Source organism: Paraglaciecola chathamensis S18K6 (assembly GCA_000314955.1).
Taxonomy (GTDB): Bacteria; Pseudomonadota; Gammaproteobacteria; order Enterobacterales; family Alteromonadaceae; genus Paraglaciecola; species Paraglaciecola chathamensis.
On record BAEM01000032.1, the window covers coordinates 238,796 to 258,261 of the forward strand.

The window sequence follows — 19,466 nt, forward strand, 5'->3', positions numbered from 1 at the left end:
AAATGAAGCTAATTTTTCAACTAGCATGGCGTTTTCGCAGCAGTAAGCAACAAAATGGTTACATTTCCTTTATTTCAGCCTCTTCTACCGTTGGCATCGCGCTAGGATGTTTTGTTCTTATCTTGCTGCTTTCTGTTATGAACGGCTTCGAACGTGAGTTGAAAGACCGTTTGTTGTCAATCATACCTCACGGTGAACTCTATGCGGTGGGCAAGCAAGGTATTACTGATTGGCAAAAAGAAATTGCGGCATTAGAGAAAGACGCGCGGATTGAGTCAATTCAGCCCTACACCAAAGCAACGGGAATGCTGCAAAAAGGCAAGAAAATGAAAGCCATTGAGCTGGTAGGGATTGATCCCCAATTTGCTGAAAATGACGGTATGTTAAGCAGTGTGGCTAAACAACAATGGCAAACGTTTTCGAATGACCCGCAAGGCGTATTATTGGGCGCAGGCGCGATGGATAAACTGGGTATTGAGCTAGGTGACAAAGTGAAACTGCTGTTACCACAATTAAGTGATGATTTATCCATTAGAGCGCCGAAAACATTGTGGCTCAATGTACTGGGAGAGGTGAAAATTGGTGGTGAACTAGATAACCATATAGGCTATATGCATTTACCGTTGGCCTCTAAGACATTAGGTGTAACTCATGGTGTTCAGGGGCTACGTTTTCGTTATCACGACCCGTTCGCAGCGCCATTGATTACACGGGAGATAGGGTTCGGCTTTTCCCAAGAAGTTTACATGTCAGACTGGACACGGACCCAAGGCCATCTATATCAGGATATTCAATTGGTTCGAGTAGTCGTTTACATTACGCTGATCTTAGTCATTGGCGTTGCTTGCTTTAATATCGTCTCGACCTTAGTTATGGCTGTGAATGAGAAGCAATCTGAAATTGCCATGCTAAAAACAATGGGTACAACCGAGCAAAAAATAATTCTAGTATTTATATTACAAGGCTTTATAAATGGGATTATAGGTACCGTTATAGGGGTCACCTGTGGTGTATTAATGGCGTTGAACCTGACGTCTGTCGCCCAAGGAATAGAGCGGTTAACTGGGTTTCATTTTCTGTCAGGTGATATTTACTTTATCAATTTCTTACCTTCGGCGCTTAAATGGCATGAAGTGTATATTACTGCGTTTATCGCCTTAGCCTTAACCATAATCGCTACGGTTTATCCGGCCAGAAAGGCGGCTAGCGTCAACCCAGCAGAGGTGCTTGGGCACTAACGTATGTGTTAACGCCTACTCAACCTAGCCATAATAAAAAGGCAGTGCGTTTTAATGCACTGCCTTATTTGATTGTAAAATGCGTTACGCACTCAATTGTACTTTAGGAAATTTAACTCGCTTTGGGGGAATGAAGCGTTTCTTCCTCTTTGCCCGCGTCAGGATCATTGTACCTATCGATATCAAATTCCCCTTCGCTTTTGCCCACAATACAGGCCACCATACAGTCGCCCGTAACATTGACTGAAGTACGAGTCATGTCCAGCAAGCGGTCGACACCAATAATCAATGCAATACCTTCGACAGGCAAGTTGACTTGTTGCAGCACCATTGCAAGCATAATTAAGCCTACGCCCGGCACGCCAGCGGTTCCTACTGAGGCTAATGTGGCGGTCACGATCACCATCATATAATCACCCAGCGATAAATCGATACCATATACTTGGGCAATAAATACCGTGGCTACACCTTGCATAATGGCGGTGCCATCCATGTTTATGGTTGCACCTAGGGGCACTGTGAATGACGCCACAGAGGATTTAACACCCAGCTTGTTGGTGGCGGTTTCAAGCGTTACAGGCAGGGTTGCGCCGCTACTAGAGGTACTAAATGCGAATATGGCAGCGTCGCGCATTTTCTTAAGCAATATGATGGGGTTAAGGCCACTTAAGAGCTTCAAAATAATCGGATAAGATACAAAGGCGTGTACCAATAATACAAACAACACCAGTAAGAAGTATTTTAGTAATCCGGCAATAGTATCAAAGCCAATTGTGGCAAAGAGTTTAGCCATTAATACAAACACACCGTAGGGCGCTAGATTCATAAGTATGGTCACCAACTTCATGACGACTTCACTTAAATCTTCAAACATAGATGTTAAACGTTTACCTGCATCACCGGCCATAGACATAGCCACACCGAACAACACTGAAAAGACGATGATCTGTAGCATGTTGCCTTGTGCCATAGCATTCACCGGATTAGACGGCATCATATTGATGATAACTTGCCCTAAACTCGGTGCTTCTTTTGCCTGATAAGCGGCATCAGTGGTCATGCTAATAGACTCGCCAGGTGCCACTAACAGAGCAAAACCAACGGCTAGTGAGATAGCGATGGCAGTGGTCCCTATATAAAGCAGAATAGACTTTCCGCCTAAACGGCCTAATTTACTTGGGTCAGACAAACTCGCCGTTCCACACACCAGAGAAACAAACACCAGTGGCACAACGAGCATTTTGAGACTGGCGATAAAAATTTGCCCAACGACGTTAAATATACCATCGACTAAAAGTCCATACGTAGAAACCTCTAGGCCAAATACACTAAACGAAAAATCTCCGCTATCATCAAACAGTTGTTGGAGAAGGCTACCGATAACAATACCGGCCAGCATGCCGAAAAATATTCTGGCAGTTAAACTGAATTTTTCGCGGCTGGGGGGGAGGGATTGGCTCATGATTTTCCTGAATTTATTATTATTGCCCATAGGTTAGCAAGTTTGCTCAGTAAGCTGAACAATTAAAATGTTCAGATATGTGACACACCACTTAGGTTAACCCTTAAAAACAAAGGACTATTTGTATGTATCAACACACAAGATTGCTTTTAAGCAGCTTTACGATTTTTTTGTTATTAGCCTGTGGAGGGGGCGGCTCTGACGCTATATCCAGAGACGGTTCGTCTGATGGAGACGATACCCCAGACCCTATTACCTATTCGGTTAGCCTTAGCCTTGTGAATGCCGATGGGCAAACTGATGGACAACTTAGCGCATCAAATCCATTAACGTTGACCGCCAGAGTAACAGATAACACAGGTGCGATCGCGACCGATCAACTCGTCACCTTTACCTTTAATCCTGAAGGGTTAGCCGAATTTGGTAATGATTCAGGTACGGCTACTACGGGCACCACCGGGGATGCAACAATCAGTTTGCTCGTTGGTGAAAACTCGGGCTCAGGTGAAGTTATTGCAACCCTCAGCGATGGGCAAAGCGCTAGTACCACCTTTACCTCGCAAGGGACAACGCAAGAGAACGTGCAAGCAAGTTCCCTCGATTTATTCGCTGGGGCCGTGCAATTACCCTCAAGTGGCACAGACAGTATTGAGCTAATTGCTCTGGTTAAAAACGCGCAAAATGTACTTATGGAAGGAATTGACGTGGTTTTTTCAGCCGATGCAGATGCCGCGCTAATGATTACTCAGGGTACAACCGGAGCAGATGGACAAGCAACGGCAACGCTTACGACACAGAACAATCGTCAGAACCGAGATATACAAATCACAGCGACAAGCGGAACGTTAAGCCAAACTTTATCCATTTCAGTGGTAGGCACCACAGTGAATATAGATGGGCCAAGCTCAGTGATACTGAACGATCCTGTTGATTTAACCCTTAGCTTGCTAGATTCAGATGGCAATGGGATCGCTAATCAGCAAGTTAATCTTTCTGCTGCAAATGGTTTACTTAGCTCGACCACACCCACAACGGGCACGAATGGTCAGGTAACGGTGACTTATACAGGTAATACGGCGGGTGTTGATACGATCAGTGCCAGTGCATTGAATGACGAAAGTGAGTTTACGGTAACGGTGCAAGCAGACGATTTTAGCTTCACCACAGTTCCCACAGAGGAAGTCGCTCTTAATCAAGCGACTTCTCTTGGTTTAACGTGGCTATCGAATACCGCGCCAGTATCAGGGGCGCAGGTCACGTTAACCACCTCAAGAGGGCTAATAGCCACTAGCACCAAATCAACCGACAGTGACGGCTTGGTGAGCTTTTCGATTTCAGCAGATAATGCCGGCTTTGCCAGCATCTCTGCCACAGGTACTGACAGTGACGGTAATCAGGTGACGGCTCGCACACAAGTAGAGTTTGTCGCTACCCAGGCAGATAGCATCATTGTCGATGCCACGCCCGACTCAATTGGCCCAACAGGAGAAATAAGCACTATCAGCGCGGTGGTAAGGGACGCGAGGGGGAATTTGGTCAAAGGTAAAACGATTAACTTTCTGCTAGATGATGTCAGCGGCGGTCAAATTTCGCCTAATCAAGCTACCACAGATAGAAGCGGTATTGCCAAGACCGTATACACATCTAATGCCCTAAGTACATTTGAAGGGGTTAAGGTGTACGGCACAGTGGATGATACTCAAACCGTGTCTGCTTTTACTTTACTAACAGTTGGCGACAAACCTTTTGATATCGTCTTTGGGACAGGTAACACCATTCAGTCTCCCACTGAATCATCTTATACCAAGGAGTTCTCTGCGTTTGTCACAGATCCTGATTCAAACCCAGTGGAGAATGCTAACGTCACCTTTTCTGCACCACCAAAAGCATTCAATGTTGGGGGAACTTACGAGAAGGGCTTCTGGACATTTAATACCACCACAAATATTTGGAATAAAAATGTCACTGCTGTGTGCGATAACGAAGACTTAAACGGCAACGGGATCCTCGACGAAGGTGAAGACATTAATGGTGATGCCCAGCTTACTCCCGGTAATGTAGTCGCAGTACAATCGCAAGGGATCACAGATGCAAATGGCCAAGTTTTATTTACCTTGAGTTATCCTAAAGCCTTCGGTGCCTGGACAACGGTATCGATAACTGCAAATGGGGAATCTCAAGGCAGTGAGTCATCTGAGCAACATGACTACGGTCTTAGTGTAGCATCTGATGATTTGACCGATTCAGCTTCACCGCCACCGGCGAACCCTTATGGTGAGTCAGCTAACTGCAACGATATTTTATAAATCTTCATTGTAGTCGCAAAGGCTAAGTGCTTGGAAATAGGCCGTTTTAACGTCAACAAAAGACAGACTTGGGTATAGGTGAATAGAGAAAGTCTGATTAGATAAAGATAGCGCGATACATAGCCGCGGTATCACAATATAGTTATCGCCCAGTAGTATGCATACTACTGGGTTTTTTTTGTGTTTGCGCTTAAGCCTTGCACTGAATGAGGCTCAAAAATGCCAGCCACAATACTGCTTTATACTTTTTGGAACGGATACACCGAGCCGAGTTTCAACAACTGAGTTAATTCGTCAAGGGCGGTACGCGATTCATTAAGCAGTGCCACGTCACGTAAATCATCAACAGACAGTCGGTCTCGATAATGTTTGTCTACCCAGTTATTCAAACGTTCAAATTGGGCGTCGTTCATCATAGTACTTTGATTAACAGCTGCTAATTCAGTCTCATTCATAGCTACGCGTAACCTCAGACAGGCAGGCCCGCCGCCATTTCGCATACTTTGCTTCACATCATGGTAACGAATGTGTTTTATCGGGGTATTTAAAGTGACCAGTTCATTTAAATAAGCTGAAACTGCTGGGTTTTCTTCACAGTCAGTGGGGGCGATAATAGCCATCTCACCATTGGCAAGCGTGATTAATTGGGTGTTAAATAAGTAACTTTTTATCGCGTCTTGTACACTTACTTGCTCTGTTGTTACCTTAATAAAATGTAACTCACCGGCACCGTATTTGTGCTTAATTTCAGCAAACGCTTTGTCCGTATCTAAGAATGCTTGCTCGTGATAAAACAACACATTTTGATTGCCTACAGAGATAACGTCATTGTGAAATACCCCTTGATCAATTAGGTCTGGGTTTTGTTGAATAAAGACCACGTTTTCGTCGCTTAACCCGTGTAAGCGTGCAACAGCTTGGCTAGCTTCAAGGGTTTGACGAGCTGGGAATTTAACCGGCGCAGGCTTGCTTTTATCGAAGGCATAACGGCCGTACACGAATAGCTCTACCCCTTTTTCGCCATACTCACGACATAAGCGCGTATGGTTCGCTGCCCCTTCATCACCAAAATGTTCATTGTCTGGCAAGTGCGTGTGATGGCTAAAATGGCTTGGATTGGCAAACGTGGCCTTAAGAATATTGCCCGTGACCTGAGGCTCTAGTGAGCGGTGGTATTTGTTGGTCAAGTTGGCGGGGGTGAAATGCACTGTGCCATCTGCTGTATCTGCACTGGGTGAGACAGTAGCAGCGTTTGCTGTCCACATACTTGATGCTGAGCAACAGGCTTGAAAAATCGCCGGCGCTTGCTTGGCAGCTTGCTGCAAGACGTTGGCATCTGAGCCAGAAAAGCCTAACCGACGTAGCGCATCCACGTCAGGACGCGCTTGAGGCGCCAACACGCCCTGAATCATGCCAAGGTCAGCCAGGGCTTTCATTTTCTTTAAGCCCTGCTTAGCGGCTTGTTTAGGGCTGCTCTCGGCACTCGCATTATTTAACGAGGCAACATTACCGTATGATAAACCCGCATAATTGTGGGTCGGCCCAACGAGTCCGTCAAAATTCACTTCAAACTGCTTCATTTTATCCTCATGTGCGCATTCGTATTCGCTATAACAAAAGCGAAAAAGTTGACCTTGAAAATGACCAATCCATCTTCATCTAGGTGTGTCATGGACGGCATTATACTGGTTTTAAAGTCGCTGCCAATCGAGGTGGTTGAAATTTGAACAGTGAACTGGGCTTGGGTATGACGATTATCGGATAAGTATGAAGAAGAACTTGTTTTCTATTCACTTTGTCGATATATGTTAAAAAGCATTTTATAGCGGTGAACGAGCAATTCTTCTACGGTTCATCTAAAAACCCTAATAAATACAAAGGTTAAGACTAATTATATGGCAAAGTCTCTGGTCATTGTCGAATCACCGGCAAAGGCGAAAACAATTAATAAATATCTCGGGAAAGATTTTATTGTTAAATCTAGTGTAGGCCACGTTCGAGACCTTCCAACCAAAGCGTTAGGCAAAGTTCCGCCTAAAAAACCAGCAAAAGAGCTGAAGTTATTATCCGAAAATAAGCGTGAATCTTATTTACGTGAACATGAATATCGTAAATTAGTCGACCGTATGGGAGTCGATCCAAAAGACGATTGGGCAGCCCATTACGAAGTATTAAACGGCAAAGAAAAAGTCGTTAACGAACTTAAAAAGTTAGCAAAAAATGCTGACACTATCTATCTCGCGACGGATTTGGATAGAGAAGGGGAAGCCATCGCATGGCATCTACAAGAATTGATTGGCGATCCTAGCAAGGATTATCAACGCGTGGTGTTTAACGAAATCACCAAAAACGCCATTCAAGAAGCCTTCTCTGAACCCGGAAAAGTCAATGTCGAGCGCGTTAATGCCCAACAGGCACGTCGCTTTCTTGACCGAATTGTTGGTTTTATGGTGTCGCCGCTTTTATGGAAAAAGGTCGCCCGAGGATTATCAGCTGGCCGTGTTCAATCGGTTGCGGTACGCCTTGTGGTCGAGCGTGAGCGTGAAATTAAAGCCTTCGTACCAGAAGAGTTTTGGGACGTTCATGCCAATCTATTAACGGCGAAAGACAGTGACCTGCGCATGCAGGTGGCTAAATACAATGACAAGGCCTTCAAACCAACCAACAAGAAGCAAACGGATACTGCGTTAGCTGACTTAGAAGGGGCTGAATATAAGGTTATTAGCCGTGATTCTAAGCCAACGCAGTCTCGCCCGTCAGCCCCCTTTATCACCTCGACGTTGCAGCAAGCTGCCAGCACACGTTTAGGGTTTGGTGTAAAGAAAACCATGATGATGGCCCAGCGCTTATATGAAGCTGGCCACATTACGTACATGCGTACCGATTCAACCAATTTAAGCAAAGAAGCGGTTGATGCGTGTCGTGATTACATTGACGATAATTTTGGTGCTAAATATTTACCAGAAAATGCCTTGAAGTACGGCAGTAAAGAGGGCGCCCAAGAAGCTCACGAAGCGATTCGCCCGTCGAATGTATTGCTCAAGTCTGAATCATTATCTGAAATGGAACGTGATGCACAGCGCTTGTATGAGCTTATTTGGCGTCAATTCGTTGCCTGTCAAATGACGCCTGCTAAATATGATGCAAGTACTATCCGTGTATCTGCTAATGGTTATGAATTAACCGCGAAAGGGCGTGTGTTGAAGTTTGATGGTTGGACAAAAGTACAAAACCCTCAGCGCAAAAAAGGCGAAGAAGATTTCTTGTTGCCTGACGTGAAAGAGGGGGAAAGCCTGAGTCTTAAACAGCTTGACCCCAAACAGCATTTCACTAAACCAGTGGCACGATTCAATGAAGCCTCTTTGGTAAAAGAATTGGAAAAGCGGGGGATTGGTCGTCCATCTACCTACGCCAGTATCATCTCGACGATTCAAGATCGCGGTTATGTGCGCCTTGAAAGTAAGCGTTTTTACGCTGAAAAAATGGGTGAGATCGTTAACGACAGATTGCTCGAGAACTTCGACAATCTGCTGAGTTTTGATTTCACTGCCAAGATGGAACAAGAGTTAGATGAAATTGCCAATGGTAAAGTGTCATGGAAAGACGTATTAAATGATTTTTACGGCGATTTCGAGAAGAAGCTGCACCTAGCGGAAAAAGATCCAGACGATGGCGGCATGCGCTTAAATCAGGCTGTACCCACGGATATTGAATGTCCTAAATGCGGTCGCCCGATGAATGTGCGCACCGCAAGTACAGGGGTGTTTTTAGGCTGTTCTGGCTACAACTTACCACCAAAAGAGCGTTGTACTGGCACCATGAACCTTACCTCAGGTGACGAAGTCATCAAGGTAGACGACGAAGAAGAGCTCGAAACTGAGTTACTCAGATCGAAGCGTCGTTGTCCGATTTGTTCTACTGCCATGGATAGCTACTTGGTAGATGAAACGCGCAAGTTACATGTGTGTGGTAATACGCCTACCTGCCCGGGTATTGAAGTTGAAATGGGTACCTTTAAAATTAAAGGCTACGATGGACCGATTATCGAATGTGATAAATGTGGTTCAAACATGGAGCTCAAAAACGGTCGCTTTGGTAAGTATTTTGGCTGTACGAATGAAGAGTGTAAGAATACCCGTAAGTTACTTAGAAACGGTGAAGCTGCGCCGCCTAAAGAAGACCCGGTGGATTTACCCGAGCTTGAGTGTACCAAGTCAGATGCGCATTTTGTGCTACGTGATGGCGCGTCAGGTATTTTCATGGCGGCACATAATTTCCCTAAATCTCGGGAAACCCGTGCTCCACTCGTAGCTGAGCTGGCTCGTTTTAGAGATCGTATTTCACCTAAGTTTTATTACCTAGCAGATGCGCCGGCGAAAGATCCTGACGGAAATGACACTTTGGTCCGCTACAGTCGTAAAACAAAACAACAATATGTGATGAGTGAAAACGAAGAAGGCAAAGCCACAGGCTGGTCTGCTTGGTACACAGATAACAAATGGACAGTGGAAGACAAGCGTAAAAAAGCAAAATAGCGCTTTTGGATCCCAACACTGATTCTTTATAATAAAAAGCCGGTAACTTATCCTTACCGGCTTTATGCATTTTACAACCTATAGGCACGAGTATGGCATTGTCACTCCAAGAACAACTTTTGCAAGCAGGCCTCGCCGATAAGAAAAAAGCGAAGCAGGTACGCCAGCAAAAACACAAACAAGCAAAAGAAAAAAAGAACCATAACATTCAACAAACGAATGAAAGTAAGCTTGCCGCTGAAAAGGCCGCAGAGCAGAAGAAAGCCCGTGATAGAGAATTAAACCAACAGGCTAAAGCAGAGGCTGAGAAAAAAGCTGTTCAGGCGCAAATTGTGCAAATGATTAATGTGAACAAGCAGTCGCGTAAAGTGGGCGATATTGCGTGTAACTTCAGTGATAACAACGTAATTAAACGTATATATGTGGATAAAAATATCCATACTCAAATAACTCAAGGCCAACTGGCGATTGTTAAGTTAAACGAGGCTTATGAGCTTATTCCTATGCCGGTGGCGGACAAAATCGCCGAACGTGACGAAAGTTATGTGTTATACCGCGCCGATATTCTGCCAGAAGAAAAAGCCAAAAACAGCGAAGATGAAGACTGGTATGCAGACTACGAAATTCCAGATGATTTGAGTTGGTAGCGTAGCATTAACCGGTTGATGAATAGCATCACATCGTACTGAGTAAATAAACGCTAGCATATCACTGCCAGCGTTTATCTTATTTCAGTGTTTAAACTTCAATTTGAGAGTTTTCATTATCTGCGGTTTTAACAACGACGATCCGAAAACCATTAAATTGTTTGCCCATAATTTTTTTCATGGCCAAAATACCAAAAAATATGCCTATGCCGGCCCCAGTGGTTTGAATGTACGGGGTAAACGGCTCTACTGATAATCCTAAGGCGGCCAGCGTAAAGCCAATAGCAAAACCAAGCAGCACAGCAGTGGGGATAGTCCAAAGTAATGCGCGCCACGCCCAGCTCCACCAAATTCTTGCTGCGCGCCACCAGGTCACCTCTATTTCTTCCATGAATCACCTTTACGTTATCGTCTTATCGTTGTTTTAACGAGTTGATATACCGCTCGCTGGTATCTCAAAACCGGTAAATGAAACTCCACATAAATTATTTAAAAAAGCGCTCAATCATTGCTAGCGCCGATTGGTTATAACCTACCCGAGTATCAAGATCAGCATCTTTAGGGCGAACGCCCAGTTTAATACCGACAATTGAGTCTTCCGTTAATGCATTGCTACAGGCGGCCAATGAGCGGTGAATTTCCTGTTCTGTCAGTAGTGAATGCTCTGCGCCAAAATCCACGCTTGGATTTTTCGCTGCGGGCATGTGGGTGTCTTTCCAAATGCCATACGGCGATTCTTGATCCGTCACCCCAGAGAACATAAGCCCCTTAAGCAGGCCTTGGGCTTTTACCTTTTCGATGTGGGCTAATACGCCATCTGTGCTCATGGTTTCAATTGCTGAGCGGCCCCAATTGATCAGTATGCCCAGATTTGCTTGATGGGAAGCATTAAGGGCATTAACCACATTTATTTCATCCTCCAAAGATAAAAAACCTTTGGCGGGGGCGTGATCAGGCGTAAAGGCATCACAATGTTCAATAACGATATCCGCGCCGTGCCAATCCCAACTGAGCATTGTTTCTAAAGACGCTTGCAATGATTTGGCAGAGCCACTGGCTTTACTTCTATTTGGTGCGGTCTGTATTTCGATGGCTTTTACTGCTTTTCGCCCAAGCCCTTGATTGAGCTTACCAATGGCATCGCACGCTTTTCGCATAAAAGCGATTGCGGCTTGGCGGCCGTCTTCATCATCTGAAGCAATACCAAAGTGGGGGTTTTTGTCTAATGCCCCCATAGTGCCAGGCACGCAGGTGAACACAAATTTCCAGTCAGGGCTGACATTAGTGATAAACCAATCATCGTCATGGGGGTGCAGCGTACCAGTAAAAGGATGCTCTAAACCTTGTATATTTTTAAAGGTTTTTAACTGTGCGAAATACGCGTGCTCAGCTTCAGCATCCCAATGCTCCCATGCTGGGGATGTGGCGTAGGAGCCGACAAAATAATTCATGTGAATTCCTTTTTGAAAAGTGAAGTTAAACAGTCATTTATAGATGACTTTAGCACGAAGCTAGAAGCTTGCGAATAGCTTTACAAGCGTTAAAAGTGTAAAAACTTTGAGCTAGTTTAGTCTGTTTGATTTGATGGCCCTACAAACACTAATGCACTGCGCAACTGTCGTTTACCATGCATTTTGAACACGAGTATGCAGTTGGCTTACGGTTTGCTTAGATATGCTCTATATCTTTAAACGGCTGTATATGAGTGTGCAGTAAGCGTGTTTAGCCAAGCTGATTTATTGGTCTTCACTGTGCCCATACAAGGAATTAACGCGATGCAAATTCAACCATCAAAGACCTCATTATTTGACTACCTCAACAACACTAGTGATGCCGATGCAGCTTTGCAAAGCGTGGTGGATGCACAAAAAAACAATATTTATGCTGGGCTGGCAGAGGTGGAAAATAATTTAGCAACCGGAAATGTTGACGATGCACTAGAGCGTTTAAAGTCCGGTGAAAACGGCATAAACCTGCAAACCCTGGACAACATGCTGAGCTTTAACATGCGCGGAGTCACTGAAGACTTAACGGATTTGGCAAAAGACCTAGGCCTTACCTTTGATGTTAAGCTCGCTCAAGAGGATGGTGCTTGGGTTGTTAGCAGTGAACATGACCCTGAGCACAAGGGCTTAGCTCAGCTACAGCAATACCTAGATAGAAACCCGAAACTGCAAAGTAAACTCGATGATTTGAACGCTTTATCTGAGTTCTATGAGTTGGGGCAGTCCCAAGAGTATGCAAAAGAATTGCAAGCAGCGGATGTGCATGAAGATGACGTTGTAACTTACCTGACGCAAAGTCGTGAGTATTTGTTTTCATTGGACAGTTTTTATTTATCTGACGCTGGGCTCTCTATTGCGTCTCGAGGTGAGTCAGAAGGTTTGTTTGAGCAAGTGAAGACAACCTTAGGTTTAGTGTCAGAAGAGGATTAATGTTATTGGTCAATGTAGGCTTCGCGTGGTCGCTATGTTGACATCTCTGGTTAAATGCTCTGAGTGTTGAGCGGCCGCTGTTTGCCGCCTTTGCAGTGTAATGTTCTGTTATTTGCCGTTTTATAAGCAGGTCACAAAGTAAAGTATGCTTTTAATAGCTAACATACATTTAGCCGTTCTAGCCAATGTGTTGTCTTAATCTAGGCTAATAAATTAGAATCCCGCCTTTGTATTTTCACGTTTTGGTTTTCATGCGCCTACAATCATTTTTTTACGAGCTCAAGCAGTTGCTCGGTGTTTCAGCCAATACCACAAGTCACAATGAAAAAATAATATCAGCCGTGGGCGGCGGGCTGGGTATCGCAGGGATCATGTGGGTGATGCATTTTTTGGTGCAGGCGCAGTTGTTAACCATGCAGAGCAGTATCATGATTATCGCCTCAATGGGGGCCAGTGCCGTGCTTTTATTTGCCGTGCCTCACGGAGCGTTGTCTCAGCCATGGGCCGTTATTGGCGGGCACTTAATCTCGGCTGTGTTAGCCATTACCAGTGTGAAATATTTAGGCCATGGGCCTTGGGTTGCAGCGTTTGCCGTTGGTGGCTCAATCGGTGTGATGTATTACTTGCGTTGTATCCACCCACCTGGCGGCGCTACAGCACTGACGATCGTGGTAGGCGGCGCCGATATTGATGCGCTAGGTTACCAATTTTTGTGGTTGCCTTTAGGCATAAATATCCTGGTTATCATGGCCATCGCTATCATTTTTAACGGTTTTTTTAACTGGCGTCGTTATCCGGTGTACCTGGCTCATAAGTTAAAAAGAGCGATTGGAGCGCCGTCCAATGAGCGCGAACATGAGTTGACCCAAGAAGATTTTGCTGCGGCTATGCAAGAGCTGGATTCTTACGTAGATATTACCCCAGATGGTTTAACAGATTTACTCGAACTGGCTAAAAAGCACGCGGAAAAAAACATCACTCACCCCCAAAGCATTATTGCAGGGCGGATATACAGCAATGGTAAGCTAGGCCGACTGTGGAGCATTCGACAAGTGGTTGATGCCTCGCCCCAAAATACCCATGCTAGCAAAGACAGGGTGATCTATAAGGTACTAGCGGGTGATGGTGGCTACGAAACCCATATGTGTTTACGCAGTGAGTTTCATAAATGGGCGCGCTTTGAAGTCGAAAAACATAATCAGCAATGGGTCAAGGTTGAAGAGCAAAAAGCGTAAACGCTGATGCATGAACATCCGCGTTTAGCTGTCTTTGCAGTCAAAGCCTGCGAGTGTATTACAAGCCGCGTTCTGTGGTTAGGTAGGTAGCAAAACTTCCTAACCAGTGACTGCCCATGTAATGCATGTCGTGTATCACAGAATTGATGCCTGCTTGGTGATGCTTTTTCGCCGCACTGTTTATCGCCGCTAATCTTTTGTCATCTTCTGGCAGCGCTGAGGCAATGCCTTCTAACATCCATGCTCTGCTTAAATTAAGCCCGTCCAAGTGGGCCAGTTTGCCATCGCTTTTATCGACAACCGTGGCCACGCTCAACCAATTGCCGTTTCCATCTGTTGGGATCGACGGCAAGAACGCGCTCAACCATTTACTGTATTCGGCATTCGGAAAAACACGGCGCATCAAGTCTGCTTCGGCAATACAGGGTGATAAAAAGTCTTGCCCTGATGGCTCGTAAGCGAGGGGGCAGTTTACGTCGTTAGCATACAAACGCGTAACGGTGCTCTTAAGTAGCTGATTAAAAGCAGTATTGTTCGCTGTTTTACTCCAATCTAACATTAGGCCGAAAGCAAATGCGGTTTGACTGTGCTCTCCCACACGAATGGGAAATGACAACTTGGGCAACCAGTCGGTTAAGTTGGCAACGATTTTATTTTCCAACGGCATCAGTGTTGCTAACCACTTTTTAGCTTGGGGGTTGTCCCATTCACGCAATTCGCTGGTGAGTTGTAAAAACCAAGCTAAGCCGTAAGGGCGCTCGAAACTGGTGCCAGTGCCTTCGCGGTTGAAATAGGCTAATTCACCTTGGATATTCGCTTGGCTAAAGCTTTGCCCTAAACTTGCCATTATCGCCTTGTAATGCGCGGAATCAGGATGTTGGCTGGCGATACGAGTGAGCAACCAATGCCCGTGTACAGAAGAGTGCCAGTCAAAACAACCGTAAAAAGCGGGGTAGAGTTCTTTAGGCGTTTTCACGTCCTCATCGCCTGTCATCATATGTTTGATGATGTTCGGATATTCTTTGTGCACACACTCAAGGGCGAGCTCTGCGAATCGCTCGGTTACTTGGGTTTGTGAGGGCGTTGGTAACTGATCATTTTGTGCCGCGAAGGCAATGCCACAATACATGGCAATAGATAAACTTATTGCTTTGATTTTCATCGTAATCTTATATCTCTTTAGTGGTTGAGCGCAGAATACTCGCTCTGTCATGGCGATGCAACGTGTCAAAAGCGGCTGCTAAGGGCGGATAAAAGTGAGGAAACTCCAACGAGCAAAGGTGCAAATACACCAACGCATAACCCTTTGTGTTTACTTAGTGCTTTTTGGCACTGAACCGCCAGCCGCCCCGCAACGTATAGCTTGTGTAATGTACTAACTGTGTAAGGTACTAACTGTGTAACGTTCTGACTGAGGCATACATTGATGTTCACTGGTGAGTATCAATCTATCTGTCATCACGACTTGCGTCATAATCATAAAACTGGTTAAAATACTGTATAAACCACTGTATGTAACATCGACCTATCAAAATAGGCGCTGACCATTCGATAATGAGCGTGTCATCTATGAATCTTTTTAAAATTAATGAAAGCGATAGCTGGAAATCGGTAAACGACGGCGTTATGGGTGGCATATCAAAGTCTCAATTATCCCATGTGGACAAACTCGCCGTGTTTAGTGGTCATGTTTCTTTAGAAAATAACGGTGGCTTTGCATCAGTGACCAGACGGGTTTTTGCAGTAAATGTCACCCATGACGCAGAGTTATCAATTCGAGTTATGGGTGATGGCAAACGCTATCAATTACGCTTAAAACCCAGTTTAGAAAAAGGTGTGCCTTCTTATGGCGTTGGCTTTACTACTCAAGCTAATGTTTGGCAAACCTTCCGTTTTAAACTGAGCGAATTCAAAGCGACCTTGCGCGGTAAAAAAGTAGCAGATGCCCCCATGCTGAATTGGCAGGACGTAAAACAACTCGGTTTTTTAATAGGCGATCGCCAACAAGGGGATTTTTGTTTGTTGATTGACAGTATTACCTTAGATGAATGATATAAATAAGGTTTCTCAAGATGTGACTCCCTCGGTAAAACCAGCCAATTCAGTGTTAGTGCTACCGGAAAAATACTACCTTGATCATTTCAATGAGTTCATTACCTACACTGAAGTGCATTGTGCGTCACTTCTATCGTCGCCTCATATCGAGTTTATCCAAAGATTTAAGCAACTTCAGCACAACACTCAGTGCATGTTTGTACGTGCAGTGAATCGCAAAGGGCCGTTTATCGCTTGTAGCAAGATGTTAGCGTATGAGGAAATTGAAAACTGCCAAAAGCAATTGGATGCCTTGTTAGAAATAGGGGCATTGCGACACGTTGAAAAAAGCGACGTCAGCCTACTGTTAGGTACACTGAATAAGGCGCAACTAGTTGAATTGTTATGTGCTCAGAATGTGTTGTTTAAAAAAAGTGCCCCTAAAGCTGAACTATTAAGATTAGCCAAAGCGCTTACCCCCAGTGCTGTTATTCAGCATGAGGTGTGTGATGACATTAAAGTGAAAACCTTTGTTAATGAATGGCAATATCTGCTGTTTTTATTTTTCGGTAATCTTAAAAGTGCCCTTGATAAATTTTCGATGCGAGATTTAGGCGTACTTAAAACACGCAGTAAATCGAAACAGCAAGGGCCGCGGTTTGATGACATTGAACAAGCTCAAAGTGCTTTTTATTTTGCCCAATTACAACAGCAGCTGGCAACAATCAGTGAGCAAGAGCTGCTTGTATTAGCGCAAAATCAAGCCGTACAACAAAGCCCCGTTGGGATTATAGCCAATGAATACGCAGCACATTTTTGGTACGAAATAGGCTGCGCCTTATTTGCGCTTGATAATGACAGTGCAAAAACGCAAGCGCTGGCATTTTGGCGATTATCGTCACACCAAAAAGCCCAAGAGCGCTTGATAAGAGAAACCTATAAACTTGATAAAGCGCAAGCCAAGTCTGCTCTTGAAGCGATACTCGAATCGCCAAAAGACGATGAGCTGAGTTTATTCGCATTTGATTTTTACCAGCGGAAATTCAATCAAGCGAAATTAAGTGTTCGAACCCAGCGCCTTCGTGAGCACAGCACAAAGCTGTACATTGATGAAGTGTATAAAGATCGTGTGGAGTTAGGCGTAAAACGTTATTACGAAACACTAAGTTTGCCTGATGAAAAGTGCGCATTGGGCGAAAAAAACGCCGATTATCAAAGTGAATTTATAAGCGAGCGTAAAGAGCAACCTCTTCAAAATGCACAAGAGCTACAAAACGGCCAGCAAAGCGTTGAGCATACACGGGTTTCACATACGCAGGTTTATCGAACCGAAAATCGCTTATTCAGAGCGCTATTTGGTTTAACGTTCTGGCATGAATTGTTTAATGAGGCGCAACGTGCCACAGGCTCTGAGTTTGATCGAACCCCGCGCCTGATTAAAGAAAATAGCTTGTATCAAGAACTCGAAGAGCAGGTAGAGGCGCGCTTGGCACTTTTTACGCAACATCACCCTCATGCTACTACCAGCCATGCGATGGGTTATATCACCCAAGTGGCCAGTCGCCATTATGGACAGCCCAATGGCATTTTTCGCTGGCACAGCAAGATGCTCGAAATCATAGGCGTGTTTCTACAACATGTTGATGGGCAGTGCGTCGCAAGTCATCTAAGGGCGATGGCAAAAAATTACCAAGGGCTGAAAGACGGTTACCCGGATTTAATGGTTATCGAATATCAGCAGCTGCGCTTTGAAGAAGTTAAAGCGCCTGGGGACCAGTTGCGGGCCAATCAATTGGTCAGCATTGATGCGTTACAAAATGCCGGCTTTAACGTAGGTGTGTGCCAAGTTGAATGGCGCTATAACCCTCAGCAACCTTATGTTGTGGTTGATGTTGAAACCACAGGAGGTTGTAAGCCAGGCCACCGCATTACAGAGATTGGTGCCGTTAAAGTGATAAACGGTAGGGTAGTCGACAGCTGGAGTAGCCTTATCAACCCTGAGCGGCGTGTACCCCATTTTATTACCCGCCTAACGGGGATAAGCAACGACATGGTTGAAGATGCGCCGTTGTTTTGCGAAGTGATAGATGATTTAGAATGCTTTATGCAGGACTGCATTTTTGTTGCTCATAATGTGAATTTTGACTACGGCTTTTTTAAGTTAGAGTACGCCCGTTTAGAGCGCTCATTCTCAATGCCAAAGCTGTGTACGGTGCGTGAAATGCGCAAGTATTACCCAGGCTCAAAGTCTTATTCGTTAGGTAATTTAACCAAAGAATATGGCTTATCTCTTGATAACCACCACAGAGCACTATGTGATGCGCAAGCGGCCGCAGAGTTACTGATTATGGTCAACGAAAAGAAACGCCATGCCTGATAGCCATAGTGCTTCTTTTCTTCTGTCTTTGTTGACCAAGTTTACTGTCCAAATAAAAAAATGAGAGGAATGTGCAAACGGGCATTCCACGCATCTTCTGTATGCGCGGCACCTTCAAAGGCGAGGGTTTGCCAATTGTTAGTGTCATAGCCTTTTTCGAGCATAATTGCGTCAGCACGTTTTTGTAATGCTGGGTATCTAGCATCTAATGTGGCAGTGCCGTGATCAAAATAGATTCGGTGGTTGTTGGCCGTCGGTAGGTGCGCCCTCATATAGCTAAAAAACGCGCGTGGAATAAGGTCATCCTTAGAATCAAAATCACCAGGCCAGTGAGTTGAAAGGCAAGCTGCAGCACCAAAAACCTCGGGGTATTCACTGATCGCGTACAGCGATATTAGTCCCCCCATACTTGAGCCCATTACAAAGGTGTTTTCGGGGTCAGTATGCACTTTGTACGTTTTATCTATGTAGGGTTTTAGCTCGTTGACTATGAACTTTAAGTACTCGTCCGATTGCACTTTATTGCCTGCAAACAAGGATTGAGCGCCGCTATGGGTCCCTTGATACAGCGCTTTTTGCTTGTTACTGCCCAAGCTTTCAAACGGTTTTTGTGGGAAATATTCTGCATGTCTGAGGGTTGCACCGCCGTTGTCGATACCTACAACAATAAACGGCCTAAGCTTTGATTTGTCCAGTAGGTCAGAAGCGACTTCATCTACGCCCCATGCCTGTCCGTTCCACGTTGAAGAGCGATCGAACAACATTTGCCCATCGTGCATATAAAGCACTGCGAACTTTTCACCCTGCTTAGTAGTTTGTGCATATTGTTCAGGTAACCAGATATGGACATTTCTAGAGGCAACATAGTTGGAATCAAAATCACTGATAGTGACTAAATTACCACGTGTGACTTCACTTGCTGTGCTAGCGCCGGCATACAGAGTGAACATCAGTGTTAAGTTCAATGAGAACAGCAATATTTTACGCATTGTAGGTACCTGTAAGTAATAACAGCATGTCGCTCGGTGCTTATAAAAGGGCGTTAAAGCGAGATAGCTCGCGTCCTAGGGCAGTATAAGCACCGCGCAAAAAGACTCGCTAGGACTATAGCAAGCATCAGCGATTAAATGTGATCCATACGTATGCATTGATTAACATTGCCGATTGGTAAATGCGACGACACAAAAGGGCAAACCT

Annotated in this window: 14 protein-coding genes; 8 read left to right on the plus strand and 6 right to left on the minus strand. The window is 44.8% G+C overall.

The features are described from left to right. Window positions 1-2: 2 nt before the first annotated feature. Entirely contained in the window at window positions 3-1,238 is a 1,236-nt protein-coding gene (locus GCHA_RS10705; protein ID WP_007987995.1) for a lipoprotein-releasing ABC transporter permease subunit, read from the plus strand. A gap of 112 nt (window positions 1,239-1,350) precedes the next feature. Here the strand turns inward: GCHA_RS10705 and GCHA_RS10710 are convergent, their stop codons facing one another. Beyond that, on the minus strand, window positions 1,351-2,700 hold the full coding sequence (locus GCHA_RS10710; protein ID WP_007987997.1) for a dicarboxylate/amino acid:cation symporter: 1,350 nt from the start codon (window positions 2,698-2,700) through the stop codon (window positions 1,351-1,353). Between the two features lie 125 nt (window positions 2,701-2,825). Here GCHA_RS10710 and GCHA_RS10715 point away from each other — a divergent pair, with 125 nt between their 5' ends. Then, on the plus strand, window positions 2,826-5,006 hold the full coding sequence (locus GCHA_RS10715) for an Ig-like domain-containing protein (protein ID WP_007987999.1): 2,181 nt from the start codon (window positions 2,826-2,828) through the stop codon (window positions 5,004-5,006). 239 nt (window positions 5,007-5,245) lie between these two features. Here the strand turns inward: GCHA_RS10715 and astB are convergent, their stop codons facing one another. After that, on the minus strand, window positions 5,246-6,586 hold the full coding sequence (astB, locus tag GCHA_RS10720) for an N-succinylarginine dihydrolase (protein ID WP_007988002.1): 1,341 nt from the start codon (window positions 6,584-6,586) through the stop codon (window positions 5,246-5,248). A gap of 315 nt (window positions 6,587-6,901) precedes the next feature. Here astB and topA point away from each other — a divergent pair, with 315 nt between their 5' ends. Together topA and GCHA_RS10730 are read left to right on the plus strand one after the other, a co-directional pair. Further along, window positions 6,902-9,541, plus strand: a complete 2,640-nt coding sequence (topA, locus tag GCHA_RS10725; RefSeq protein ID WP_007988003.1) for a type I DNA topoisomerase — start codon at window positions 6,902-6,904, stop codon at window positions 9,539-9,541. A gap of 92 nt (window positions 9,542-9,633) precedes the next feature. Then, the gene (locus GCHA_RS10730) at window positions 9,634-10,188 is read left to right on the plus strand and encodes a DUF2058 domain-containing protein (protein ID WP_007988005.1); all 555 of its coding nucleotides are present in this window, start codon (window positions 9,634-9,636) and stop codon (window positions 10,186-10,188) included. A gap of 91 nt (window positions 10,189-10,279) precedes the next feature. On the opposite strand, the gene GCHA_RS10735 is transcribed toward GCHA_RS10730, so the two are convergent. Together GCHA_RS10735 and GCHA_RS10740 are read right to left on the minus strand one after the other, a co-directional pair. After that, the gene (locus GCHA_RS10735) at window positions 10,280-10,579 is read right to left on the minus strand and encodes a hypothetical protein (protein ID WP_007988007.1); all 300 of its coding nucleotides are present in this window, start codon (window positions 10,577-10,579) and stop codon (window positions 10,280-10,282) included. Window positions 10,580-10,673: 94 nt separating this feature from the next. Continuing rightward, on the minus strand, window positions 10,674-11,639 hold the full coding sequence (locus GCHA_RS10740) for a DUF4862 family protein (protein WP_007988009.1): 966 nt from the start codon (window positions 11,637-11,639) through the stop codon (window positions 10,674-10,676). A 324-nt stretch (window positions 11,640-11,963) separates the two neighbouring features. On the opposite strand from GCHA_RS10740, the gene GCHA_RS10745 reads away from it, so the two are divergent. Then, window positions 11,964-12,623 (plus strand): hypothetical protein, encoded by a 660-nt coding sequence (locus GCHA_RS10745; protein ID WP_013753684.1) that lies wholly within the window; start codon window positions 11,964-11,966, stop codon window positions 12,621-12,623. 251 nt (window positions 12,624-12,874) lie between these two features. Next, window positions 12,875-13,858 carry an HPP family protein gene (locus GCHA_RS10750; RefSeq protein WP_007988014.1) on the plus strand — a complete coding sequence of 328 codons (984 nt, stop codon included), beginning with the start codon at window positions 12,875-12,877 and terminating at the stop codon, window positions 13,856-13,858. Window positions 13,859-13,916: 58 nt separating this feature from the next. On the opposite strand, the gene GCHA_RS10755 is transcribed toward GCHA_RS10750, so the two are convergent. After that, complete coding sequence (locus GCHA_RS10755) at window positions 13,917-15,020, minus strand: DUF2891 domain-containing protein (protein ID WP_007988016.1); 1,104 nt, start codon at window positions 15,018-15,020, stop codon at window positions 13,917-13,919. A gap of 407 nt (window positions 15,021-15,427) precedes the next feature. Here GCHA_RS10755 and GCHA_RS10760 point away from each other — a divergent pair, with 407 nt between their 5' ends. Next, window positions 15,428-15,910, plus strand: coding sequence for a CIA30 family protein (locus GCHA_RS10760; RefSeq protein WP_007988018.1), 483 nt, complete (start codon window positions 15,428-15,430; stop codon window positions 15,908-15,910). Then, on the plus strand, window positions 15,903-18,269 hold the full coding sequence (locus GCHA_RS10765) for an exonuclease domain-containing protein (protein WP_007988020.1): 2,367 nt from the start codon (window positions 15,903-15,905) through the stop codon (window positions 18,267-18,269). Before GCHA_RS10760 ends, GCHA_RS10765 begins: the two co-directional genes overlap by 8 nt. Before the next feature lie 41 nt (window positions 18,270-18,310). Here the strand turns inward: GCHA_RS10765 and GCHA_RS10770 are convergent, their stop codons facing one another. Continuing rightward, window positions 18,311-19,258: an alpha/beta hydrolase gene (locus tag GCHA_RS10770; protein ID WP_007988021.1), complete on the minus strand. Its 948-nt coding sequence runs from the start codon at window positions 19,256-19,258 to the stop codon at window positions 18,311-18,313. Window positions 19,259-19,466 lie beyond the last annotated feature (208 nt).